General features: G+C 73.2%; 18 protein-coding genes and 1 riboswitch. Of the genes, 7 read left to right on the forward strand and 11 right to left on the reverse strand.

The genetic code is table 11. The features are described from left to right. Window positions 1–42 precede the first annotated feature (42 nt). From OG792_RS31080 to OG792_RS31090, 3 genes are all read right to left on the reverse strand, one after another. Window positions 43–1,056, reverse strand: coding sequence for an inorganic phosphate transporter (locus tag OG792_RS31080; protein ID WP_329104906.1), 1,014 nt, complete (start codon window positions 1,054–1,056; stop codon window positions 43–45). A 5-nt stretch (window positions 1,057–1,061) separates the two neighbouring features. Further along, window positions 1,062–1,688 (reverse strand): DUF47 domain-containing protein, encoded by a 627-nt coding sequence (locus OG792_RS31085; protein ID WP_329104909.1) that lies wholly within the window; start codon window positions 1,686–1,688, stop codon window positions 1,062–1,064. A 139-nt stretch (window positions 1,689–1,827) separates the two neighbouring features. Further along, window positions 1,828–2,745, reverse strand: a complete 918-nt coding sequence (locus OG792_RS31090; protein ID WP_329104911.1) for a PPK2 family polyphosphate kinase — start codon at window positions 2,743–2,745, stop codon at window positions 1,828–1,830. Between the two features lie 219 nt (window positions 2,746–2,964). Here OG792_RS31090 and sigJ point away from each other — a divergent pair, with 219 nt between their 5' ends. Further along, window positions 2,965–3,951 carry an RNA polymerase sigma factor SigJ gene (gene sigJ, locus OG792_RS31095; RefSeq protein ID WP_329104913.1) on the forward strand — a complete coding sequence of 329 codons (987 nt, stop codon included), beginning with the start codon at window positions 2,965–2,967 and terminating at the stop codon, window positions 3,949–3,951. Between the two features lie 56 nt (window positions 3,952–4,007). On the opposite strand, the gene OG792_RS31100 is transcribed toward sigJ, so the two are convergent. After that, entirely contained in the window at window positions 4,008–4,511 is a 504-nt protein-coding gene (locus tag OG792_RS31100) for a DUF402 domain-containing protein (RefSeq protein ID WP_329104915.1), read from the reverse strand. 99 nt (window positions 4,512–4,610) lie between these two features. Here OG792_RS31100 and OG792_RS31105 point away from each other — a divergent pair, with 99 nt between their 5' ends. After that, complete coding sequence (locus OG792_RS31105; RefSeq protein WP_329104917.1) at window positions 4,611–6,803, forward strand: ATP-dependent DNA helicase; 2,193 nt, start codon at window positions 4,611–4,613, stop codon at window positions 6,801–6,803. Between the two features lie 12 nt (window positions 6,804–6,815). On the opposite strand, the gene OG792_RS31110 is transcribed toward OG792_RS31105, so the two are convergent. Beyond that, the gene (locus tag OG792_RS31110) at window positions 6,816–8,123 is read right to left on the reverse strand and encodes an AI-2E family transporter (RefSeq protein WP_329104919.1); all 1,308 of its coding nucleotides are present in this window, start codon (window positions 8,121–8,123) and stop codon (window positions 6,816–6,818) included. A 201-nt stretch (window positions 8,124–8,324) separates the two neighbouring features. Between OG792_RS31110 and OG792_RS31115 the strand changes: the two genes are divergently transcribed. Continuing rightward, window positions 8,325–8,663 (forward strand): GroES family chaperonin, encoded by a 339-nt coding sequence (locus OG792_RS31115; RefSeq protein ID WP_329104921.1) that lies wholly within the window; start codon window positions 8,325–8,327, stop codon window positions 8,661–8,663. Window positions 8,664–8,703: 40 nt separating this feature from the next. Here OG792_RS31115 and OG792_RS31120 read toward each other — a convergent pair whose 3' ends face one another. Next, window positions 8,704–10,167: a PrsW family intramembrane metalloprotease gene (locus tag OG792_RS31120; RefSeq protein WP_329104923.1), complete on the reverse strand. Its 1,464-nt coding sequence runs from the start codon at window positions 10,165–10,167 to the stop codon at window positions 8,704–8,706. A gap of 127 nt (window positions 10,168–10,294) precedes the next feature. Next, window positions 10,295–10,416: riboswitch (SAM riboswitch) on the forward strand. 47 nt (window positions 10,417–10,463) lie between these two features. Between OG792_RS31120 and OG792_RS31125 the strand changes: the two genes are divergently transcribed. After that, window positions 10,464–11,771 carry an aminotransferase class V-fold PLP-dependent enzyme gene (locus OG792_RS31125; RefSeq protein WP_329104925.1) on the forward strand — a complete coding sequence of 436 codons (1,308 nt, stop codon included), beginning with the start codon at window positions 10,464–10,466 and terminating at the stop codon, window positions 11,769–11,771. A 99-nt stretch (window positions 11,772–11,870) separates the two neighbouring features. On the opposite strand, the gene OG792_RS31130 is transcribed toward OG792_RS31125, so the two are convergent. After that, on the reverse strand, window positions 11,871–13,073 hold the full coding sequence (locus OG792_RS31130; RefSeq protein ID WP_329104927.1) for an FUSC family protein: 1,203 nt from the start codon (window positions 13,071–13,073) through the stop codon (window positions 11,871–11,873). A 69-nt stretch (window positions 13,074–13,142) separates the two neighbouring features. Between OG792_RS31130 and OG792_RS31135 the strand changes: the two genes are divergently transcribed. Then, window positions 13,143–13,832, forward strand: a complete 690-nt coding sequence (locus tag OG792_RS31135; RefSeq protein WP_442932331.1) for an HD domain-containing protein — start codon at window positions 13,143–13,145, stop codon at window positions 13,830–13,832. A gap of 88 nt (window positions 13,833–13,920) precedes the next feature. Here the strand turns inward: OG792_RS31135 and OG792_RS31140 are convergent, their stop codons facing one another. Continuing rightward, window positions 13,921–14,190 (reverse strand): DUF4031 domain-containing protein, encoded by a 270-nt coding sequence (locus tag OG792_RS31140; RefSeq protein ID WP_329104929.1) that lies wholly within the window; start codon window positions 14,188–14,190, stop codon window positions 13,921–13,923. Between the two features lie 36 nt (window positions 14,191–14,226). On the opposite strand from OG792_RS31140, the gene OG792_RS31145 reads away from it, so the two are divergent. After that, window positions 14,227–15,627, forward strand: coding sequence for an FAD-binding oxidoreductase (locus OG792_RS31145; protein ID WP_329104931.1), 1,401 nt, complete (start codon window positions 14,227–14,229; stop codon window positions 15,625–15,627). A gap of 4 nt (window positions 15,628–15,631) precedes the next feature. Here the strand turns inward: OG792_RS31145 and OG792_RS31150 are convergent, their stop codons facing one another. From OG792_RS31150 to OG792_RS31160, 3 genes are all read right to left on the reverse strand, one after another. Then, on the reverse strand, window positions 15,632–16,213 hold the full coding sequence (locus OG792_RS31150; RefSeq protein WP_329104933.1) for an NADAR family protein: 582 nt from the start codon (window positions 16,211–16,213) through the stop codon (window positions 15,632–15,634). A gap of 64 nt (window positions 16,214–16,277) precedes the next feature. After that, on the reverse strand, window positions 16,278–16,865 hold the full coding sequence (locus OG792_RS31155) for a hypothetical protein (protein ID WP_329104938.1): 588 nt from the start codon (window positions 16,863–16,865) through the stop codon (window positions 16,278–16,280). Between the two features lie 94 nt (window positions 16,866–16,959). Beyond that, window positions 16,960–18,768: a glycerol-3-phosphate dehydrogenase/oxidase gene (locus OG792_RS31160; RefSeq protein WP_329111548.1), complete on the reverse strand. Its 1,809-nt coding sequence runs from the start codon at window positions 18,766–18,768 to the stop codon at window positions 16,960–16,962. 315 nt (window positions 18,769–19,083) lie between these two features. Between OG792_RS31160 and OG792_RS31165 the strand changes: the two genes are divergently transcribed. Then, on the forward strand, window positions 19,084–21,669 hold the full coding sequence (locus OG792_RS31165; RefSeq protein WP_329104940.1) for a S8 family serine peptidase: 2,586 nt from the start codon (window positions 19,084–19,086) through the stop codon (window positions 21,667–21,669). Window positions 21,670–21,690 lie beyond the last annotated feature (21 nt).

The raw sequence follows: 21,690 nt of genomic DNA on the forward strand, positions 1-21,690 counted from the left end.
CGGATAACCACTCATTCTCGGTATGAGCGCTTCAGGGACGGGCTAGAAGAGGGGGCGGACGGCGAGGTAGCAGATGGCGGCGATGGCGGCGGCGGCGGGGAAAGTGAGGATCCAGGCCATGACGATGTTGCCGGCTACGCCCCAGCGGACGGCGGAGAGCTTCTTGGTCGCGCCGACGCCCATGATGGCCGAGGTGATGGTGTGGGTCGTGGAGATCGGCAGGCCGAGCCGGGAGGTGGTGAAGAGCACGATGCTGGCCACCGTCTCGGCGGCGAAGCCCTCCGGCGGGCCGAGGTCGATGATCTTCCGACCGAGGGTACGGATGATCCGCCAGCCGCCGGCGTAGGTGCCGAGCGCGAGCACGGTCGCCGAGGTCCAGAACACCCACTCCGGGATGTGCGTCTTGCTGTCCTGGTAGCCACCGGCGAACAGGGCCAGCACCACGATGCCCATGGTCTTGGCCGCGTCCTGCATGCCGTGACCGATGGACATCGCCATCGCGGAGGCGGTCTGGGCCCAGCGGAAGCCCCGGTTCAGCTTGGCCGGGTTGCCCCGCCGGAAGATCCACATCACCGCGAGCATCATCAGCGCGCCGAGCGCGAACCCGACCAGCGGCGAGGCCACCATCGGGATGACCACCTTGATCAGGATGCCGTCCCAGAGCACGGTGCCACCGACCCCGAACAGGGTGGCGCACAGGGTCGCCCCGACCAGCCCACCGAACAGCGCGTGCGAGGACGAGGAGGGGATGCCGAAGTACCAGGTGAGCAGGTTCCAGCAGATGGCGCCGAGCACCCCGGCGAAGACCACCCCGAGGCTGGCCAGCCCGGTGGGCAGTTCGACCAGTCCGTCACCGACGGTCTTGGCCACGTTGCCGCCGAGGTGGGCGCCGATGAAGTTGCCGACGGCCGCCATGGCCAGCGCGACCCGGGGCGTGAGCGCGCGGGTGGAGATGCTGGTGGCGATCGCGTTCGCGGCGTCGTGGAAGCCGTTGGTGTAGTCGAAGAGCATGGCGACGGCGATCACCGCGAGTACGGCGATCAGTTCAGGGGTCACCGGGATCAGGACTCCTTGACCGCGATGGTCTCGACGGTGTTGGCCACGTGCTCGAAGGCGTCGCAGGCCGCCTCCAGCTCGTCGGCGACCTCCTTCATCTTCAGCACGGTCAACGCGTCGTACTCGCCGGAGAAGAGCCGGACCAGCAGCATCCGGTACGCCTGGTCGCCGTCGTTCTCCAGCCGGTTGCACTCGATCCAGTAGTCTTCGAGGTCGCGCATCGAGCGCAGCCGGGGCATCGCCTCGGCGGTCAGCTTCGCCTGCTGGTCGAGTACGTTGACCAGCTCGTGCATCTCCCGCGGCAGTGACGGGAGCTTGGTCAGCCCGTAGAGGTAGAGCAGGTTGCCGACCGCTTCCAGGTGGTCCATCACGTCGTCGAGCAGCGACCCGAGCCGGTAGATGTCCTCCCGGTCGAAGGGCGTGATGAAGGTCGAGTTGATCTTCTTGTAGAGCTCGTGGGTGATCTGGTCGCTGTCGTGCTCGACCTCGGTGAGCCGCTCGCTCACCGACTGCACGTCGACCCCGGGCAGGGCCAGTTCGTTCAGCAGCTCGGTGCCCCGCACCAGGTTCTGCGCGGCCCTGGTGAAGAGCTCGTAGAAGGCGCCCTCGGTGGGGCGGAAGGAAAACTTCACGGCACGGACCTCGTCGCGTCGGCGGTGGGGGTGGCGGGCGTCAACGGACCTGCCTTGGGGAATGCTAGGAAACGACAAAATCGCGCAACCACCGGCCCACCTCTGGCCAGCCGTGATTCACTTTCGGTTTACCTGCTGTTCATCTACCGCCCGTTGAACCCTCCGGCGCCGACGGGCGCAACTCGACCAACCGCCGCCGCTCCCGCGCAAGATCGAACGTCGGTGCCGGATAGCTCAGGTCCAACCCCGCGAAGGTCTCCCGCAGCAGGTTGGCGACCGCCCAGTCGCGATACCACTTCCGGTTCGCCGGCACCACGAACCACGGCGACCGGGCGGTGCCACACCGCGCCAGCGCCTCCGCGTACGCGGCCTGGTAGTCCGACCAGCGGGCCCGGGTGTCCACGTCCCCCGGCTCGTACTTCCAGTGCTTCTCCGGATCGTCGAGCCGGCTCAGCAACCGGTCCAACTGCTCGTCGTAGGAGATGTGCAGGAACACCTTGAGCAGGGTCACCCCGCCGTCGGCCAGTTCCTCCTCGAACTCGTTGATCTCGTCGTACCGGGCCCGCCAGGTGTGCTCGGGGACCAGTGCCTCGACCCTCGGCACCAGGACGTCCTCGTAGTGTGATCGATTGAACACCCCGACGTACCCCGGCGCCGGCAGCGCTCGACGGATCCGCCAGAGGAAATGGTGTCGGCGTTCCTCCTCGGTCGGCCGCCCGAACGACTTGATGTGCAGGCCCAACGGGTTCATCGTGCCGGCCACCCGCCGGATGGTCCCGTCCTTGCCACCGGCGTCCATCGCCTGGAGCACCAGCAGCAGCCGGCGCCCGGACGCCGGGTCGACCTTGGCCGAGGCGAACAACATCTCCTGCTGCCGGCCCAGCTCCGCCCCGATCGCCCGTACCTGCTCCCGCGCCCAGTCCTTCGGATCGGACCCGACCACCCCGGCCGGCGGCAACCCCGGCGTCGTACGCGGATGGATCGCACCCAGGTCAAACCCGGTACCGCCGGTCGGCACCCGCAGCAACTCGCGGATCGACCGCCTCGACCCGCTCATGCCGGCAATCCGGCGCGCTCACTCATCCCCCGATCATCGCCGACCGGGCGCCCCACCGCGACGCGACCACGGGTCACATCTCGGTGGCCCGTCCCGTCGGAGTAGGCGGAGAATTCGTCGCGGAGACCCACCGGGAGCCGGCGGCGGGAGCCGACAGGCGGGTCGGTACCGACGGCCGGCGACACCCACCGGGCGAACGATCCAGGCAGGAGGGCGGGCGTGCGCGACCTCGCGACCGAGTTCGAAGCCGAGCGGGACCACCTGACCGCGGTGGCCTACCGCATGCTCGGCAGCCGGGCCGACGCCGAGGACGCGGTCCAGGAGACCTGGCTGCGCTACGCCCGCGCGCTGGCCGAGCCGGCGGCCCGCGCCGACATCCGCGACCTGCGCGGCTGGCTCACCACCACCACCGGCCGGATCTGCCTCGACCTGCTCCGCTCCGCCCGGGTACGCCGCGAGGCGTACCCCGGGCAGTGGCTACCCGAGCCGGTGGTCGGCCGGCTGCCCGACGGCCCGGCCGGCTCCGGCGCCGCCGGGCACCTCCCGGCGGCCGGCGGGTTCGCCCCCGACCCGGCGCAACGGGTGGCGCAGACCGAGGAGGTCGGCATCGCGCTGCTGGTGGTGCTCGAACGTCTCACCCCCGAACAGCGGGTCGCGTTCGTGCTGCACGACGTCTTCGCGGTGCCGTTCACCCAGATCGCCGGGGTGCTGCACAGCACGCCGACGGCCGCCCGGCAGCTCGCCTCGCGGGGCCGGCGGGCGGTTGCCGAGGGGGGACCACGGCACACCGCCGACCTGGCCGAGCAGCGCAGGGTGCTCGCCGCGTTCCTCGCCGCCGCCGAATCGGGCGACCTGGACCGGCTGGTAGCGGTTCTCGCCCCGGACGTGGTCTTCGTCGGGGACGGCGGCGGCCACCTGCCGACCGCCCGTCACCCGGTCGTCGGGGTGCTCAAGGTGGCCCGGCTCACGCTCGGCCTGCTCCGCCGTACGGTGCTGGACGCAACCGGCCTGCGGTCCCGGCCGGTGCTGGTCAACGACACCCTCGGGTTGCAGTTCGAGGGCGATCACCGCGACCGTGGGCGACTGCGCCTGGTGACCTGGTACACCGTCGCCGACGGGCAGATCACCGGCATCTTCCACCAGGCGAACCCGGCGAAACTGAGCCGGGTGCCGGTGCTCGACCCGGACACGCCGGACCAACCCTGAACCGGGCCACCGGGCCACCGGCCCACCGGGCCACCTCCGCCCGCCGGACCCGGCGCTCAGAGCACCAGCGCCAGCCACTTCCGGTACGCGGTGGCGAACGGCTCGGTCCCGTCGCCGAGCGCGTCGTAGAGCCACTCAGCCGCCGCCTCGGCCTGGACGACCACGTCCTCCGGGTAGCCGAACCGGACCCGGTGCTCGGCGAACTCGTCCTCGTCGCGCAGCTCCACCGCACCCGTCGCCCGGCGCCGGACCACGTCGAGATCGAGATCGATCAGGTGGACCGTGTCCCCCTCCCAGCGAGCCGGGCTGGTGATGTCGCAGTAGACCTCACTGGTCCGTGGCGGCGGGTTGAACATGCCGGTCCACCAGGCCGCATGCGGCACCAGCAGGACGAAGGGGATCTGTTCGACCGAGGGGCGGCCATGGTAGACCGACTCGGTGCCGGCGGTCACCCCCAGCCAGATGCCCAGGTCGTCCTCGGTCAGCCGGCGGGCGGGGTAGTCCCGGTGCGCGGTGCCGTCGTACTTCTGGTAAACGACCCGGACCACATCGCTCGACATGCCCGCACCCTAACCGATGGTGCCCACTCCGCGCCCGTACGAAGGCCCTCGCCAGCGAGGTACGCGTTCGGTGTCGGGACGGCCAGGTACGGTCCTACGGTGACCGCTCCGACCACCACCGACGACACCGCCGACTCCGGGAAGACCGGCTCCGGACAGCCCCCGGCACCGGCCGCCCGCAAGCGGCGGCGCGCCGGTCGGCCGAGCACCGACGAACTGCTCGCCGCCGCGGTCGGCGCGGTGCCCGGCGGCTCGGCCCGGCCGGGTCAGCAGCTCATGGCCTCGGCGATCGAGGAGAGCATCAACACCGGCGAGCACCTGCTGGTGCAGGCCGGCACCGGCACCGGCAAGTCGCTGGCGTACCTGGCCCCGGCGCTGACCGTGGACGGGCCGGTGGTGGTCTCCACCGCCACCCTCGCGTTGCAGGCGCAGCTCGTCGAGCACGACCTGCCCCGGCTCGCCGACGCGGTCGAGCCGGTGCTCGGCCGCCGACCGACCTACGCGGTGCTGAAGGGCCGGCACCACTACCTGTGCCTGGCCCGGCTGGACAACTCCACTGAGGACGAGCCGGAGGACACCCTCTTCGACACGCCCGGACGCGGCGGGGGCACCAAGTGGCTCGGTGAGGCGGGCCGGCTGGGCAAGCAGGTCGAACGGCTGCGCGCCTGGGCGGACAAGACCGAGACCGGTGACCGGGACGAGCTCGATCCGGGCGTCGACGACCAGGCGTGGCGGCTGGTGTCGATGCCGGCCCGCGAGTGCGTCGGGGCCGGGCGGTGCCCGTACGGGCCGGAGTGCTTCGCCGAGGCGTCCCGGGTCCGGGCCCGCGAGGCCGACATAGTGGTGACCAACCACAGCCTGCTCGCCGTCGACCTGCTGGCCGACCGGCACATCGTGCCACCGCACAAGCTGCTGGTGGTGGACGAGGCGCACGAACTGGCCGACCGGGTCTCCTCGGCCTCCCAGGCCGAACTCGTACCGGATCAGGTCGACCGGGCGGCCCGACGGGCCCGGCCGCTGCTGACCCCGGAGGTCGCCGAGTCGCTGATCGCGGCCGGTGACGCGCTCGCGGTCGGGCTGGCCGAGGCGCCGGCCGGGCGGATCACCGCCGGGCTGCCGGGTCCGCTGCGCGAGGCGTGCACCCTGCTCGACGCGGCCACCCGCGCGGCCCTGGACAAGGTCGGCGAGATCAAGGCCGACGACCCCGATCCGGTACGCAAGCAGCAGGCCAAGGCGGTCCTCGACGACCTCTCCAAGACCGCCCAGCGGCTGTTGGAGGAGGCCGACCACGACGTGGCCTGGGTGGAGAAGTCCGACGGTCCGGGGGCCGGGCGCCGGGCCCTGGTCGTCGCGCCGCTCTCGGTCGCCGGGATGCTGGCCAACGAACTGTACGACGAGCGCACCGTCGTGGTGACCTCCGCCACCCTGGCCCTCGGTGGCCGGTTCGACACCGTCGCCCGAGCCCTCGGCCTCGGCCCGGTGACCGTCGACCCGCCGTCGCCGGCAGCCGCCGCACTGGCTGCCTCGACGGCTCCGGCGCGCAGGACCGCCCCGGCGGCCAAGGCCACCCCGGCGGCGAAGCCGGGCGGCAGCGGCGCCCTGATCGAGAGCGAGTCGGGCTCGGGATGGCGGTCGCTCGACGTCGGCTCACCGTTCGACTACGGCCGCCAGGGCATCCTGTACGTCGCCGCGCACCTGCCCCGCCCCGCCGCCTCGGGCCTGCCCGACGCCGCCGGTACGGAACTGCTCGAACTGGTGACCGCGCTCGGTGGCCGTACCCTCGGGTTGTTCTCCTCCCGACGGGCCGCGCAGCAGGCCGCGGAGCTGCTCCGGGCGCGGACCGACCTGCCGATTCTGCTCCAGGGTGAGGAGTCGCTGCCGCTGCTGGTCCGCCGGTTCCGCGAGGACCGGGCGAGTTGCCTGTTCGGCGTGATGTCGCTGTGGCAGGGCGTCGACGTGCCGGGCGACGCCTGCCAGCTCGTGGTGATCGACCGGCTGCCGTTCCCCCGGCCGGACGAGCCGCTGGCGGCGGCTCGGGCGGCGGCGGTCGACGCCTCCGGCGGGTCCGGTTTCGCGGCGGTGAGTGTGCCGATCGCGGCGGTCCGGCTGGCCCAGGGGGTGGGCCGGCTGATCCGGTCGACCGGCGACAAGGGGGTGGTCGCGGTGCTCGACTCGCGGCTGGAGACCGCCCGTGGCTACGGCGCCTTCCTGCGCCGCTCGTTGCCGCCGTTCTGGTACACCACCCGCCCCGAGGTGGCCCGTGGCGCGTTGCAACGCCTCGCCAAGGAGTGAGCGGGAGGCCGCTCAGGGGGCGGTGGAGGCGACCACGACCGCGTCCGGCGGCACCTCGGGCGGGCGCCGGTGGGCCAACCGCCGGACGGCCGTGTTGAGCACCGCGATCAGCGGTACGGCGACCAGCGCGCCGACGATCCCGGCGAGCACCACCCCGGCGGCGATGCCGACGATCACCGCGAGCGGGTGGATCGCGACCGCCCGCCCCATGATCAGCGGTTGCAGGATGTGGCCCTCGATCTGTTGCACCCCGACCACCGCGCCGGCGATGATCAGCGCGGTTACCGGACCGCTGTCGACGAGTGCGACCAGCACCGCGACCACGCCGGAGAGGGTGGCCCCGACGATCGGAATGAACGCGCCGAGGAAGACCAGCGCGGCGAGCGGGAACGCGAACGGCACCTCGAAGATGACCAGGAAGATGCCGATGCCGACCGCGTCGATGAAGGCGACCAGCACGGTCGCGCGTACGTAGGCGACCAGGGTGGCCCAGGAGGCCCGACCGGCGTCGTCGATGCGCCAGCGGGCGTTGACCGGGAGCAGCCGGACCAGGAACCGCCAGATCCGTTCCCCGTCACGCAGGAAGAAGAAGGTGGCGAACAGCACCAGCAGGGCGCCGGTGAGCAGCTCGAACAGGGTGGTGGCGGTGGAGACGGCACCGCTGGTCAGCGCCTGGGTGTTCTCGTCGATCCACTTCTGCGCCTCGTCGATGTACGAGTTGAGCTGGTTGTCCGACAGGTGCAGCGGCCCGGTACGGAGCCAGTTCTGGATCTGCCGGATGCCCTCGGACGCGTTCTTGCTCAGCTCCGGCACCCCGCCGATGAACTCGGTCACCACCCGGGTGAGCGTGCCCACCACCGCCGCCAGGCCGCCGACCAGCACCAGCGCGGTCGCCAGCGAGCGTGGGAAGCGGGCCCGGAGCAACCAGCCGACCGCCGGGGCGAGCAGGGCGGAGAGCAGCAGCGCGATGACCAACGGAATGATCACGATCCGGATCGTGCCGATGATCCTGATCAGGGCGTAGGTGACCAGGCCGATCGCCAGCAGCCGCCACGACCAGGCCCCGGCGATCCGCAGCGCCCTCGGCACGTCCGCGTCGTCCCGACTGGAGGTGGAGGAGTGCACCCCGGCCGTCTGGTCGCCGCCGATCGGCGTCCGGGGCGGCGGCACGAACGACGACTGCTGCTCCGGCGCCGGCGGTTCGTCGGCCACGGTCACCTGCGCACCGGCAGCCGGACGCGCGGCCCGGACCGAGGCTCGGCCGGACTCGTACGCGCGGCGGGCCCTCGCCCGCAGCTGCTCGAAGCGGCTCAAGCGCACCTCCTGGCTGGAGAACCGGCCCGATCAGGCTGGCTGGGAAACCGGCTCACCTACGGTAACCGGCAGGAACCTACCGGAACCTTCCGGCCGAGCCCTGATTTCTCCCCCAGTTTGCCCTCACGAGCAGCGCGGCAACCCTCCCGCCGGGCGTGACCTCGACCTCCACCGCCGCCGCTGCGGCCGCACGGTAGCGTTCCGGGCGTGACCGTCGACCCAGACCTCGACAACGGCCTACCGATCCGCCTGCTGCACGACCGCGTCCTGGTCCGCCTGGAGGGAAGCGAAGGTGAACGGCGCTCGACCGCCGGCATCGTCATCCCGGCGACCGCCTCGATGGGACGCCGGCTCGCCTGGGCGACCACGGTGGGTGTCGGGCCCAACGTACGCTCGATCGTCTCCGGCGACCGGGTCCTGTTCGACCCCGACGACCGCTCCGAGGTCGAACTGCACGGCCGGGAGTACGTCCTGCTCCGCGAACGCGACGTCCACGCGGTCGCCGCCGAGCGGGTAAACAACGACTCGACCGGCCTCTACCTGTGACCCACCGGCACCCCTGACCCTTGGCCCCTGGCCGGGGGCGCTACCGGTAGCCGCCGGGCGAGGGACCGTAGCCGGGCGGGGGCGGACCGTACGGGCCGTAGCCGGTGGGCGTGGGCGGTGGTGGTGGCGTGAGCACCACCGGGATCGGCACCACCGGCTCGGCCGGCGCCTCGACGGTGCGGGCCACCCCGTCCGGGAAACTCAGGTGGTAACGGGCCCCGTCCCAGACGCCGACCGGCGCCTGCGGGTCCCGACCCACGAAGACCCACCGGTACGCCGAGATCGCGTCGAGCAACTGCCGCTCCTCGTACGCGGTGCGGGCCCGGTCGGCCGGCTTGGTGTCCAGCCCGCGCAGCATCCCGTCGCGTAGCAGCGCCAGCCGGGTGGCCGAGAACTGGAAACCACGCATCGCCTTGAGACCGGGATCACCGGCCACCCGGCGAGCCCACCGCCGGGCCGAGTGCCGCCGGCCGAGGCTGCCCAGCGCGGCCACCTCCGGCGGGCTCAGCCAGCCGGCGCGTACGTAGTCGGGCAGCCGCCGCTCGGTCAGCCGGCCCTCCCAGCCACGCAGCCAGACGGCCAACCCGACCATGCCGAAGAAGATCGGCACCATCACCCCGATGTACCCGTAGAGCACTATCAGGTTCTGCCCGAGCGCCGCCGCCAGCGACGGCATCAGATTCCACGTGCCGTGCAGCATCATCGCCGCCAGCAGTCCGGCCAGCGGGGCGAAGATCCGGATCCGCCGGTCGGCCGAGCGGGCCGCGATGCCGAGCCCGATCCCGGTCATCGCGGTGAACAGCGGGTGGGCGAAGCCGGTCAGCAGGATCCGGACGATGAAGATGGCGAAGACGTTCTGCACCCCGGTCGCCGGGCCGTACTCGCTGGCACCGGCGGCGTAGCCGTAGCCACCGAGGTAGAGGATGTTCTCCACCATCGCGAAGCCGACCGCGGAAAGTCCGCAGTAGACGATGCCGTCGGTGATGCCGGACCACTCCCGGCGCCGGAACAGCAGCAGCAGGAGCGGCCCGAGCGCCTTGGTCAGTTCCTCGATGAACGGCGCCCCGAGCACCGCCACCAGCGAATCCGGCAGACCCCAGCCCGCGAACAGCTCGGCGGTCTCCCGGTTCACGTTCAACGAGGCCGCGGTGGCGACGAAGGCGCCCCAGGCGAAGCAGAAGATCAGGTACGCCATCGGCTCCGGCTCGTACCGGTCGAGCCAGAGGAAGCAGGCGACCAGCACCGGCACCGGCAGGATCGCCGCCACCAACCCGATGATCAGCGCCTGCGCGCCGAGGTCGTCGCCGAGCGTGATCGCCATGTAGACCGCGCAGCCGGCGATCAGCAGGATCACCCCGGCCAGCACCAGACCGCGCCGCCAGGTCAGCCCCCGACCGGCGAACTTGGCCACCCGGGGCGGGACGGCGCTGATCGGCGGGGTCGGCACGGCAGGCGGGGTCGGCTGCGGCGGGTAGGGATCTCCGCCGGGCGGGGTGTCGGCCATGTCGTCAGCGTAGTCACCCTCGACCCGCTGGTCGGACCGCAAGCCGCCCGGTTATGCTGCCAGGCAGGTCACGAGTGCCAGCGACCAACGCGCACCAACCGCGACCGACCACCGGCAACCGCCGGACGGTCGACCGGACGGTGTGCGAAGCCCCAGCTTGCTGGCCGGCAACCCTCGTCGAGTTCGCGGTGGGGTGCCCTGGGTGATGACCGGGCCCAGCCCGATCCGGGTGCTGGGCAAGCGCGGGCCCCATCCCCTCAGCAACCGGGGTCCCTGGATTGCCGGAGGTCGTACCCATGCGTTCCAGCCTCGTACCCGTGTCCTCGCCGGCCGGCCCACGTGCCGTGCCGCGCCCGACGGCCCCGACCGGGTCCGCCGCCGCGTCGCCGGAGTCGGCCGGGCCGCTCGACGTGCTCGGCGTGCCCGACCTGGTCAACCTCGACTACGCGGCCACCGCACCGTGCGCCCGGGTGGCGGCCGACGCGGTGGCCGAGCTACTGCCCTGGTACGGCAGCGTGCACCGGGGCGCCGGAGCGCTGTCGCAGCGCAGCACGCTCGCCTACGAACGGGCCCGGCAGACGGTGGGCGACTTCCTCGGCACCCGAGCGGACGACGAAGTGATCTTCACCCGGAACACCACGGACGCGCTCAACCTGCTGGCCCGCGCCGTCCCGGCCGGCACCACGGTGGTCACCTTCGGTGGCGAACACCACGCCAACCTGCTGCCGTGGCCCAACACGGTACGGCTGCCGGTGCCCGACTCGCCCGCCGCGGCCATCCGGGCCCTGAGCGAGGCGCTGCGCGAACTGCGCCGCGACACCGATCGGGCAGCCCCGATCCTGGTGACCGTCACCGGGGCGAGCAACGTCACCGGCGAGCGGTGGCCGGTGACCGAGCTGGCCGCCGTCGCCCACCGCTACGGCGCCCGGATCGCGGTCGACGCGGCCCAGCTCGCACCGCACGCGCCGGTGGACATCAGCGAATCGGAGATCGACTACGTGGCGGTCTCCGGGCACAAGCTCTACGCCCCGTTCGGCACCGGGGTACTGGCCGGACGGGCGGACTGGCTGGACGCGGCACCGCCGTACCTGTTCGGCGGCGGCGCGACCCTCGGCGTCGGCACCGCCACCAACGACGTGCGCTGGGCGGACGGACCCGGACGGCACGAGGCCGGCACCCCGAACCTGCTCGGCGCGGTCGCCCTCGCCGCTGTCTGTACCGCGCTCTCCGAGGCGGACCGCACCGAACTGCACACCCGCGAGCAGGAACTGCTGGCCCGGTTGCGGACCGGCCTGAACGCCCTGCCGGGCATCGTCGAACTGCGTACGTTCCACGCCGACGCGCCACGGGTGGGCATCGTCTCGTTCGTGGTCGCCGGTCGGGACTCCGCCGAGGTCGCCGCCGACCTGGCCCGGGGTCACGGGATCGGGCTCCGCGACGGCCTGTTCTGCGCCCACCCGCTGGCCCGGCGGCTGCTCGCCGAGGCCGCCGCGCGCAGCGGTCGATCCGACCTGCCGCCGACCGCGCTGCGGGCCAGCATCGGCCTCGGCAGCACCGCCGCCCACGTCGACCGGCTGCTCGACGCCCTGGCCGACCTGCGCTGACACCGTCGCCCGCCCGCCCCGCCCGCCGCGCCGAGCCGCTCCGGCGATCGCACCGACCCGACCGGGCCCGCCGGCTTGTCCAGTTCGACCGGCGGGCGGTCAGTGGGCGGATGGGCGGGCGGCGCGGGTCGGGCTGGTCTGGGTGCTCACCGCCTGCCGGACCAGGCGGTTCGCCTCGATCCGCTCGACCCCGGTGGCCCGGAGTACGTCACTGGCTGCGGTCCGGATCTGGGCCACCACCACACTGCCGGAGAAGCCGACCCCCTCCGTGTACGCCCGTCCGGCGGCGGTGACCGAGCGCAGCACCCGCTCCCGCGCGGCCTCCGGGTCCAGCCCGGCACCGAGCTCCTGGTGCAGCAGCCGGACCGCGTCGGCCAACTGCCGCACCGCCGACGCCATCGCGGCCGGGATCGGCTCGTCGTCCTCCAGCGCGGTCACCGCCCGTCGAACCAGCACCCCGCTGTTGTGTACGGCGTGGTTGATGTACTCGGCGCTCTCCGCGTACCGGGTCAGTGCCCGGCGCCGGTTCCACCGGGCGGGGGCGAGGGTGGCGGTCTCCCTGCCGCCCTCCAGCGCCTCCTGGAGGCCGTCCATGTATTCCTCCACCCGGCGCAGCCGCTCCAGCGCCGCCGCGGCCCGGCCGGCGTCGTGTTCGGCCAGTGCGTCGGCGGTCACGGTCAGTTGCTCGGCCAGCGTCTCCAGCGCCGGCCGGGCCGCCCGGTCCACTATCCGCAGCGGGTTCAGTGGCAGCAGCAGCGCCACCACGAACAGCCCGACCCCGCCGCCGACCAGCGCGTCGATGACCCGGGGGAACTCCGGGTTGCTCATCTTCGGGGCCAGCGCGACCAGCAGTACGGCGGTTGCCGCCGCCTGGGTCACCACGGCGACACTTCCGCCGAGGAAGATGGTGACGATGATGGACAGGGTGACGATCAGTCCGAGCTGCCACGGCCCGCTGCCAACCAGGACGATCAACAGGTCGCCGATCCCGATTCCGACCGCGACCCCCAGGATCAGCTCGACCGTCCGGCGCAGCCGCTGGCCGAGCGAGGCGGCGAGCGTGCCGACCGCCGAGATCGGGGCGAAGACGGGGTCGGGATTGCCGAGAATGTCGTGCGAGATGAACCAGGACAGCAGCGCCGCCACCCCCGCCTGGAGGGCGAGTACGAAGTTCGCCCGGACCGCGTGCATCCGATCCTGGACCGTGGTCTTGGAGCGCTCGCTCAGCTCGCTCACCACGTGGTTGACCCGCTCGCTGTCAAGATCTGCGGCTGAGCGGACCTTGTTCCGGGCGGACTCCATGGCCGGGACTACCCACCATCGCCCCGGTCAACCCCATCGGACCCCGGTGGCGGCGATCGGGCCGACTCGGTGACCGGGCTGAGCGGGCCGGGCGCACTGATCGGGCGGTGGCGCACCGCCGCCCGGAACGCGGGTGCCACGGCCGCCGAACCTGCCCTGGACGAGGCCGGGCAGGACCTGCTCCGGCGGTGGCGGGAGCCGCACCGGCACTACCACACGGTCGAACACCTGGTTGCCGTACTGGACGTGGTGGATGCCGAGGCGGGGTGGACCGGTGACACCGACCCGGTCCGGCTCGCGGCGTGGTGTCACGACGCGATCTACGACCCCCGCTCGCCGGGCGACACCAACGAGCGGGCCAGCGCCGCCCTCGCCACCGAACTGCTCACCGGGCTCGGCCTGCCGGCTGCGGCGGTAGCCGAGGTCGAACGTCTGGTGCTGCTCACCGCCGGACACCGGGTCGAGCCGACCGACCGGGCCGGGGCGCTGCTCTGCGACGCCGACCTGGCCATCCTCGCCGCCCCCGCCGCCGCGTACGACGAGTACGCCGCCGCGATCCGCCGCGAGTACGCCCACGTACCGGCGGAGGACTTCCGTGCCGGCCGGGCGGCGGTGCTCCGGGACCTGCTCGACCTGCCCACCCGCTACCGCCTGCCCACCCTGGCCGCCCGCTGGGAACAACCCGCCCGCACCAACCTCACTCGCGAACTAACCCACCTAACCACCCCCCACACCCCACCCCGAACGGCTCGCCCCTGATGTAGAGAAAGAGTGCCTATCCCGGACCGGATAACCACTCTTTCTCTACATGAGTGGCCCGACCCGGGCGGGGCGAGGGCGGGGTTGGTTAGGAGGGTGGGGAGAGGTGTTTGGGGCGACGGAGGTTGGCGGCGCGCAGGAGGCGGGCGATCTCGCGGCCGGGAACGACCCGGGCGCCGAGCCAGACCGCCATCGCGAACCGGTTGTCCGGCAGGTCGTAGTGATCCCGGTCGAACGCCCGACGAGGTGCGCCGACCATCTCCGCGAAGACGTGCAACTCCGCGTAGGACACGTCACTGACCAGATGTGACCAGAGTCGGCCACGGGCGGGCCAGGCGGGCGGGTCGACGTACACCATGGCCGTCACGGTAGTCCGGCGGCTAGCCTGCCACCCATGGCCGGTTCCCCCCTGCTCGACGACCTGCGCGCCGCCCTCGGTACGGCCGCCGTACTGACCGACCCGGACCTGCTCGCCGGCTACCGGCACGACGAGGCGGACCTGTGCGCGTCGGGCATGCCCGCGGTGGTGGTCCGCCCCACCGACACCGCCGAGGTGGTCGCCGTGGTGCGGGTGGCGGCGGCGCACGGCGTACCGGTGATCCCGCAGGGGGCGCGGACCGGGCTGGCCGGCGGGGCGAACGCGGTCGACGGGGCGGTGGTGCTCAGTCTCACCGCGATGGACCGGATCCTGGAGATCGACCCGGTGAACCGAATCGCCGTGCTACAGCCCGGCGTGGTCAACGCCGCCCTGGCCGGCGAGGTCGCGAAGTACGGGCTGCGCTACCCGCCCGATCCGGGCTCCTGGGAGTCGTCCACCATCGGCGGCAACGTGGCCACCAACGCGGGCGGCATGTGCTGCGTCAAGTACGGCGTGACCGGCGAGTACGTGCTCGGCCTGGAGGTGGTGCTCGCCTCCGGTGAGGTGCTGCGCACCGGTCGACGTACGGCCAAGGGGGTGGCCGGGTATGACCTGACCAGGCTCTTCGTCGGTTCGGAGGGCACCCTCGGGGTGATCACCGAGATCACCGTGTCGCTGCGGCCCGCCCCGGAGGAGTCGCTGACCCTGGTCGCGGTGTTCGGGTCGATCGCCACCGCCGGGGCGGCGGTCGCCGAGATCTCCGCCCGGGGGCTCTCGCCGAGCCTGCTGGAGTTGCTGGACCAGACCCACCTGCGGGCGATCGAGGCGTACCGGCCGATGGGTCTGCGTACGGATGCCCGCGCGCTGCTGCTCGCGGCGGTCGACACCGGCTCGCGGGCCCCGGCCGACCTGGCCCGGCTGGCCGAGGTCTGCACCTTCGCCGGCGCGGACGAGGTGTTCGCCGCAAGCGACGCGGTGGAGGCCGCCGCACTGCTCCAGGCCCGGCGCCTGGCCCACCCGGCGATGGAGCGGTACGCGGCCGAGGCGTTCCCGGCCGGCAACGGCGGACTGTTTCTCGACGACGTGGCGGTGCCGCGCAGCGAACTGGCCGCCCTGCTCGACGGGGTCGAGCGGATCTCGGCCGAGCAGGGTGTGCTGATCGGTGTGGTCGGGCACGCCGGCGACGGCAACATGCACCCGCTGATCGTGGTCGACCGGGCCGACCCGGCCAGCGTCGCGCGCAGCCAGCGGGCGTTCGACGCGATCATGGAACTGGCGCTGTCGCTCGGCGGCACCTGCACCGGCGAGCACGGGGTGGGTCTGCTGAAGCGGGACTGGTTGGCTCGTGAGATCGGCCCGGTCGGCATCCGGGTCCATCAGGCGGTCAAGGCCGCGCTCGACCCGGCCGGCCTGTTCAACCCCGGCAAGGTCATCTAGCCGGTTAGCGCCGACGTTGTTCGGCCGCGAGTTGGGCGCGGGCCGACATCAGGGCGAAGCCGAGCAGGTTCAGGCCGGGCCACCGGTCCGGGTCCGCCGCCAGCGGGTCCGTGCCGGCCAGGCCGATTCCCCAGATCGGGTCGACCGGGCTGGCCTCGACCAGCACCCGGCCACCGGTGCCGACGAGGTAGTCCCGCAGGTCCGGGTGCTGGCCGAACTTGGCAACACTGCCGGCCACCACCAGGTCGAAGCGGTGCGCCGCCCAGACTGCCTGGTCGAACCCACGGACCCGGCGGCCCAGCGCCTTTGCCGCGCCGGGGCTACCCGCCGCCAGCACCCGTTCGGCGACCGACTCGTCGCCGAACAGCCGCGCCTTGGCCGTCATCATGTAGTGCTCGGCGGTGGCGTACCGGATTCCGTCGACCTCGAACGGCGACGGCCACCACTGGCTCAGGCACCCCGCACCCACGCTGCCGTCGCGCTGCGGCCGATGACCCCAGAAGAACAAATACCGCAGCCGTACGCCGCGCCGCGTCGCCAGGCGCAGTGCGTCGAGATCAAGGGGCGGCGAGTCGGTTTCGGACACGCCGACAGGTTGTCAGAGACGCCCCCGACCACACCAACCGATTCCGGTCCCGCCGGGTTGGGGCTCAGAGCGGAGTGACGCCCTCCAGCAGGCGGACGATAGCGGTCGCGGTCTCCGGTACACCGGTGGGGCAGACCTGCCAGACCACCGTCGTCTGGCCGGTGTTGAGTGCGTACGACGCGGCGTCGCGGCAGCGGGGCCGGTCCCGATCCCGGGCCTCGGCGGCCAGCTTCGGGTCGGCGAGCAGCGCCTGCAACCGTTCGCGCTGGGCCTGCTTCAACGTGCCGTTGTCGTCCCGCGAGCCGGCCAGGTAACTCCACCGCCCGTCGCCCTCCACCGACAGCGTCCGCGCCCCCTGACCCGAGCCGGTCCGGACGACCGAGACGCGGGCGGTGCCGATGGTCGGCGGTTTCGAACTGCGGCTCGTACTCGGCCGGGGAGTCGCGCTGGCCTTCGGGGTTGGTGCGGCGGCGGTGGGCGAGGGCTCGACCGGGGTCGGCGCGGGGCTGGGGACGGCTTCGCCGCCGGTGGGCGAGGAGCCGGCCTCCCAGACCGGCGGGTCCTGATCGGCCTCACCGCAGGCTGCCAACGGCACGAGCAGCAGGCTAACCGCGATGACGGGTACGGCACGTTGCCACAGCCGGGCGCTCATTCGACACACCGTACGGGCAGACCGGCTCCACCGCAGCCCAGCACCGGCGCGCCGGACCGGTTGTGCGTCGGACCCGTCGTGCGTCGGTGCCCGGTCAGCTCGACGCCTCCACCCCGGCGACGTCGACGCCCCGGTCGGCGGCGAACCCGCGTACGTCCGGTGCGCCGAGCCGGGCCGCGTCCGCAGTGGCGTCGTCGGGCATCCGCTGTGACTGCCGTTCCGCCTCCACCCGCGCCAGGTAGTGCTCCACCTCGCGGGCCCGGATCGGCGCGTCCCAGCCGAGCACCCGGCCCATGATCTCGGCCGCGTGTTCGGCCGACTCGGTGCCCCGGTGCGCGGTCTCGAACGAGATCCGGGTCCGCCGGGTCAGTACGTCGTCCAGGTGCAGCGCCCCCTCGGCGCTGGCCGCGTACGCGACCTCGGCGGCAAGATATTCCGGCGCACCGGCGAGCGGCGCGGCGAGCAGTGGATCCGCCGAGATCAGGGCGAGCAGGTCGACGGTGAGGGTGCCGTACCGCTCCAACAGGTGCTCGACCACCCCGACCTGCACCTCGTGCCGGCGGGCCAGGTCGGCCCGGTCCCGCCACATGGCCGGGAAGCCGTCCGCGCCGAGCAACGGCAGGTCGGCCGTACGCGACGGGCGGACCAGGCCGAGTCGACGGGCCGCCCGGTCGACGACGTCACTGGCCATCACCCGGTACGTGGTGTACTTGCCGCCGGCCACCAGCAGCAGCCCGAGCATCGGCTCGACCACCGCGTGTTCGCGGGAGAGCTTGGAGGTGGAGTCCGCCTCGCCGGAGAGCAGCGGGCGCAGCCCGGCGTACACCCCTTCGATGTCCGAGGTGGTCAGCGGCCGGTCGAGTACGGTGTTGACCTGTTCGAGCAGGTAGTCGATGTCGCTGGCCGAGGCCGCCGGATGGGCCCGGTCGAGCCGCCAGTCGGTGTCGGTGGTGCCGATGATCCAGTGGCCGCCCCAGGGCAGCACGAACAGCACCGAGGTGGCGGTCCGCAGGATCAGCCCGGCCTCGCCGGTGATCGCCGAGCGGGGCACGACCAGGTGGACGCCCTTCGAGGAACGCACCCGCAGTCCGGGCCGGGCGCCGATGTCGCCGAGCATCCGCGACATGTCGTCGCTCCACACCCCGGTCGCGGCGATGACCGTACGGGCGTACACCTCGAACTCGGCGTCCGGTGAGCCGGGCCGCGCCTCCATGTCGCGTACCCGTACCCCGGTCACCTCGCGGGCCTGGCGGATCAGGCCGACGGCGCGGGTGCTGGTCACCACGGCCGCGCCCAGGCTGGCGGCGGTCCGGGCCAGGGTGACCACCAGCCGGGCGTCGTCGACCTGGCCGTCGTAATAGCGGATCGCCCCGGCGACCGCGTCCGCGCGCAGGCTCGGGAAGAGCCGGCGGGCTCCCTCCCGGCTCAGGTGCCGGTGCAGCGGCATCCCCCGACCGCCGCCGAACAGGCCGGCGAACGCGTCGTACGCGGCCACCCCCGCACCGTAGTAGGAGCGCCGCCAGGCGCGGGCCGGCAGTGCCGACGGGCCGGCGCCCGAGGGCAGCGGGACCAGGATCGGCACCGGCCGGACCAGGTGCGGCGCGAGTCGGGTGGCGAGCAGACCACGTTCGGTGAGCGCCTCGTGCACCAGCCCGAACTCCAGTTGTTCCAGGTAGCGCAGCCCGCCGTGGATCAGCTTGCTGGACCGGCTGGACGTACCGGCGGCGTAGTCCCGCGCCTCGACCAGGGCGACCCGGAGTCCGCGCGACGCGGCGTCGAGGGCGGCGCCCGCGCCGGTCACCCCACCACCGATCACGAGTACGTCGAACCGCTCGCCGCGCAGGCGACGCAGGTCCGCCGCGCGGCGGATCGGTGAGAGCTGGCCGGCGGTGTACCGGGAGATATTCGGATCGCGCACCTGTCCACGTTAACCGCCTCCGGTGAACGGTTCGCGCTTCCGGTCCGTCGTACTGTTTCGGACATGCAGGTCGGACCCCCGCAACCCGCCGACGAACCGGTTTCCCCCTCGGCCGCGTCACCGCCGGCCGGTGCGTCCCCGAGCGGGTCGGGCCCGCCACCGTCATCGTTGCCCCCGCCGTCGCCCGCCTGGCCGCCGGTGCAACCGCCATGGCGGCCGGGGCAGGCACCTGGACAACCGCCGTGGGCGCCGGGGCAGGCATCCTGGCCGCCGGGACAACCGCCGTGGGGGCCGGGTCCGGTGGCGGGCCGGTCGGGCGGGGGGCCGTGGCCGGTGGTGGCGGCGGTGCTGGTCGGTTGCTGGGCGGTCGCGGTGACGGTCGGCGCCCAGGCCGTCGGCTGGTTGGTGGAACAGGTGCTGCTGGTCGGCGGACTGACCCAGCCGGCGTGGGTGTGGCCGGTCACCGGCCTGGTCAACGCGGTGCTGGTCGGCGTACCGGCGGTGCTGCTCGGCGTACTGCCCCGGTCGGTTCCGGTTCGGGCCGCCGGCCGGGTCTGGCTGGTCGGCGCGCTCGCCCTCGGCGCCTTCGGCCTGCTCCGGACCATTCCGCCCGCGCAGAACGAGGGCTACCTGGCCGCACTCGCCCTGACCGCCACCCTGGCCGCGCTCCTCGTACGTCGGCACGCCGGCCGATCCCGTGGCCCGGTGCCCGGTGCCCTGCCGCCCCCCGGGGCCGCCACGCTGCCACCGCTCGCGCCCGGTGCGCTGCCGCTCCCCGCGCCCGGCGTTGCACCGCCGCCCGCTGCGCTGCCGGTCCCCGCGCCCGGGGTTGCAACCTCACCCGCGCCCGGATCGGGGTCGGCCGGGATCGGGCTGGCGGTTGCCGCCGGGCTGGCACTGTTGCTGCCCTGGGTCTGGCTGGGCGCGCTCGGCGGTCTGCTCGAAACCGCGCTGGCGCTGGTTGCCGCAGCGGCCCTCGGCTGGTTTGTCAGCAGCCTGCTCGACCGGAGCTTCTGGACCGGGTACGAGCACCGGTCCGACGGCAGTCCCGCCGGCCCGGCCCGATCGGTGCTGCTCGCCGGCCTGGTGACCGGCGTCGCGTTGGCGCTCGTCGCGGGCGGCACCGGAGCCGCCGGTACGCAGCTCGCCGTGCTGCTCGTCCTGCCGGCAGCCGGCTTCATCATCGCCGCCCTCCGCCGAGTCGGGCGTCGAGCCGGCACCGGAACAGCCGGCGACAGGACGACCGGCACCGGAACGGCCGGCACCGGAACGGCTGGCGACGGCGGATCGGCACCCGCCGCCTGGCTGGTCGGGGTGGCCGTACTCGGTCCGCTGGCCTTCGTGGACCCGGAGGAGATCTCGGTCCTGCTGGCCACCGGCCGGGACGTACCGTTCTGGGCGGCGGTCGCCGCCGGTGGTTCCCTCGCCCTGGCGCTGCTGCTCGGCATCGCGTACGGCGTCGCCTTCGGCCGCACCGGGTCCCGAGTTCCGGGTCGCCGGGCGGGCGCGGTGCCGGCGGTGGTGCTGCTGCTGGTTACCGGTGGCGTCTACCTCGGGCCGGGGCAGCCCGGATTCCACGGCGAGAAGCTCTTTGTGGTGCTGAAGGAGCAGGCGTCCCTGGACGACCTGCGGGCCGGACCGACCGGGGCGGCCGGTCAGCCGGCCCGGGTGCGGGAGGTCTACCAACGGCTGGTCGACACCGCCTCCCGGTCGCAGGTGGACCTGCGCCGCCAGTTCGACCGCTGGCGGTTGGACTACACCCCGTACTACCTGGTCAACGCGATCGAGGTGGACGGCGGTCCGGGCGTACGGGCCTGGCTGTCCGGGCGGGACGACGTCGGCCGGGTGCTGCTCAGCCAGCAACTGCGCCCGCTGCCGGAGCGGCCCGGGAGCAGTCATGGTGGCGCGGCGGCGCCGGCCGTACCCTCTTGGAATTTGACCCAGATCGGTGCCGACCGGGTCTGGTCGCAGCTGGGCACCACCGGCTCCGGGGTCGTGGTCGGCAGTTCCGACTCCGGTGTGGATGGTCACCACCCGGCCCTCGCCTCCGGTTTCCGGGGCGGGGACGACTCCTGGTACGACCCGTGGAACGGCACCCGCTCCCCCACCGACCAGGGCGGCCACGGTACGCACACGCTCGCCTCCGCGGTCGGCGGGCAGAACGTCGGCGTCGCTCCCGGTGCCCGCTGGGTCGGCTGCGTCAACCTCGACCGCAACCTCGGCAACCCGGCGCACTACCTGGACTGCCTCCAGTTCATGCTGGCCCCGTTCCCGAACGGCGGTGACCCGTTCACCGACGGTCGGCCGGATCGCGCCCCGCAGGTGCTGACCAACTCGTGGGGCTGCCCGCCGATCGAGGGCTGCGACGCCGGGGCGCTCCGCCCGGCCACCGCCGCCTTCGCCGCCGCCGGGGTCTTCTTCACCGCCGCCGCCGGCAACACCGGTCCGGTCTGCGACTCGATCGACGACCCGCCGGCACCGTACGCCGATGTCTTCACCGTGGGTGCGGTGGACCGGGAGCGACGGGTGGCATCGTTTTCCAGTCGGGGGCCGGCGGCGGGCGGCGCGGCAAAGCCCGACCTGGTCGCGCCGGGCGCCGACGTGCTGTCGGCGATGCCGGGCGGCGGGTACGCCACCCTCAGCGGTACCTCGATGGCGACCCCGCACGTCGCGGGGGTGGTGGCGTTGATGTGGTCGGCGAATCCGGCGCTCGTCGGTGACCTGGACCGGACCTGGCGGATCCTGCGGGAGACCGCCGCACCGGTGGCACCGTCCGACGACGGCCCGTCCGGACCGGACACCACCTGCGGCCCGCCCGGCAACCTCACCGGGGCCGGTCTGGTCGACGCGTACGCCGCCGTGCGGGCCGCCCGGCAGTCGCGCTGAACCGGTACGGCCACACAGGGC

It is taken from the genome of Micromonospora sp. NBC_01699, from assembly GCF_036250065.1.
Lineage (GTDB): Bacteria > Actinomycetota > Actinomycetes > Mycobacteriales > Micromonosporaceae > Micromonospora_G.

Excerpts from the sequence above, each read along its gene's own strand:
- OG792_RS31090 (WP_329104911.1), bottom strand. The coding sequence starts at position 2,745 with ATGAGCGGGTCGAGGCGGTCGATCCGCGAGTTGCTGCGGGTGCCGACC.
- OG792_RS31100 (WP_329104915.1), bottom strand. The coding sequence starts at position 4,511 with ATGTCGAGCGATGTGGTCCGGGTCGTTTACCAGAAGTACGACGGCACC.
- OG792_RS31120 (WP_329104923.1), bottom strand. The coding sequence starts at position 10,167 with ATGGCCGACACCCCGCCCGGCGGAGATCCCTACCCGCCGCAGCCGACC.
- OG792_RS31125 (WP_329104925.1), top strand. The coding sequence starts at position 10,464 with ATGCGTTCCAGCCTCGTACCCGTGTCCTCGCCGGCCGGCCCACGTGCC.
- OG792_RS31130 (WP_329104927.1), bottom strand. The coding sequence starts at position 13,073 with ATGGAGTCCGCCCGGAACAAGGTCCGCTCAGCCGCAGATCTTGACAGC.
- OG792_RS31140 (WP_329104929.1), bottom strand. The coding sequence starts at position 14,190 with ATGGTGTACGTCGACCCGCCCGCCTGGCCCGCCCGTGGCCGACTCTGG.
- OG792_RS31145 (WP_329104931.1), top strand. The coding sequence starts at position 14,227 with ATGGCCGGTTCCCCCCTGCTCGACGACCTGCGCGCCGCCCTCGGTACG.
- OG792_RS31155 (WP_329104938.1), bottom strand. The coding sequence starts at position 16,865 with ATGAGCGCCCGGCTGTGGCAACGTGCCGTACCCGTCATCGCGGTTAGC.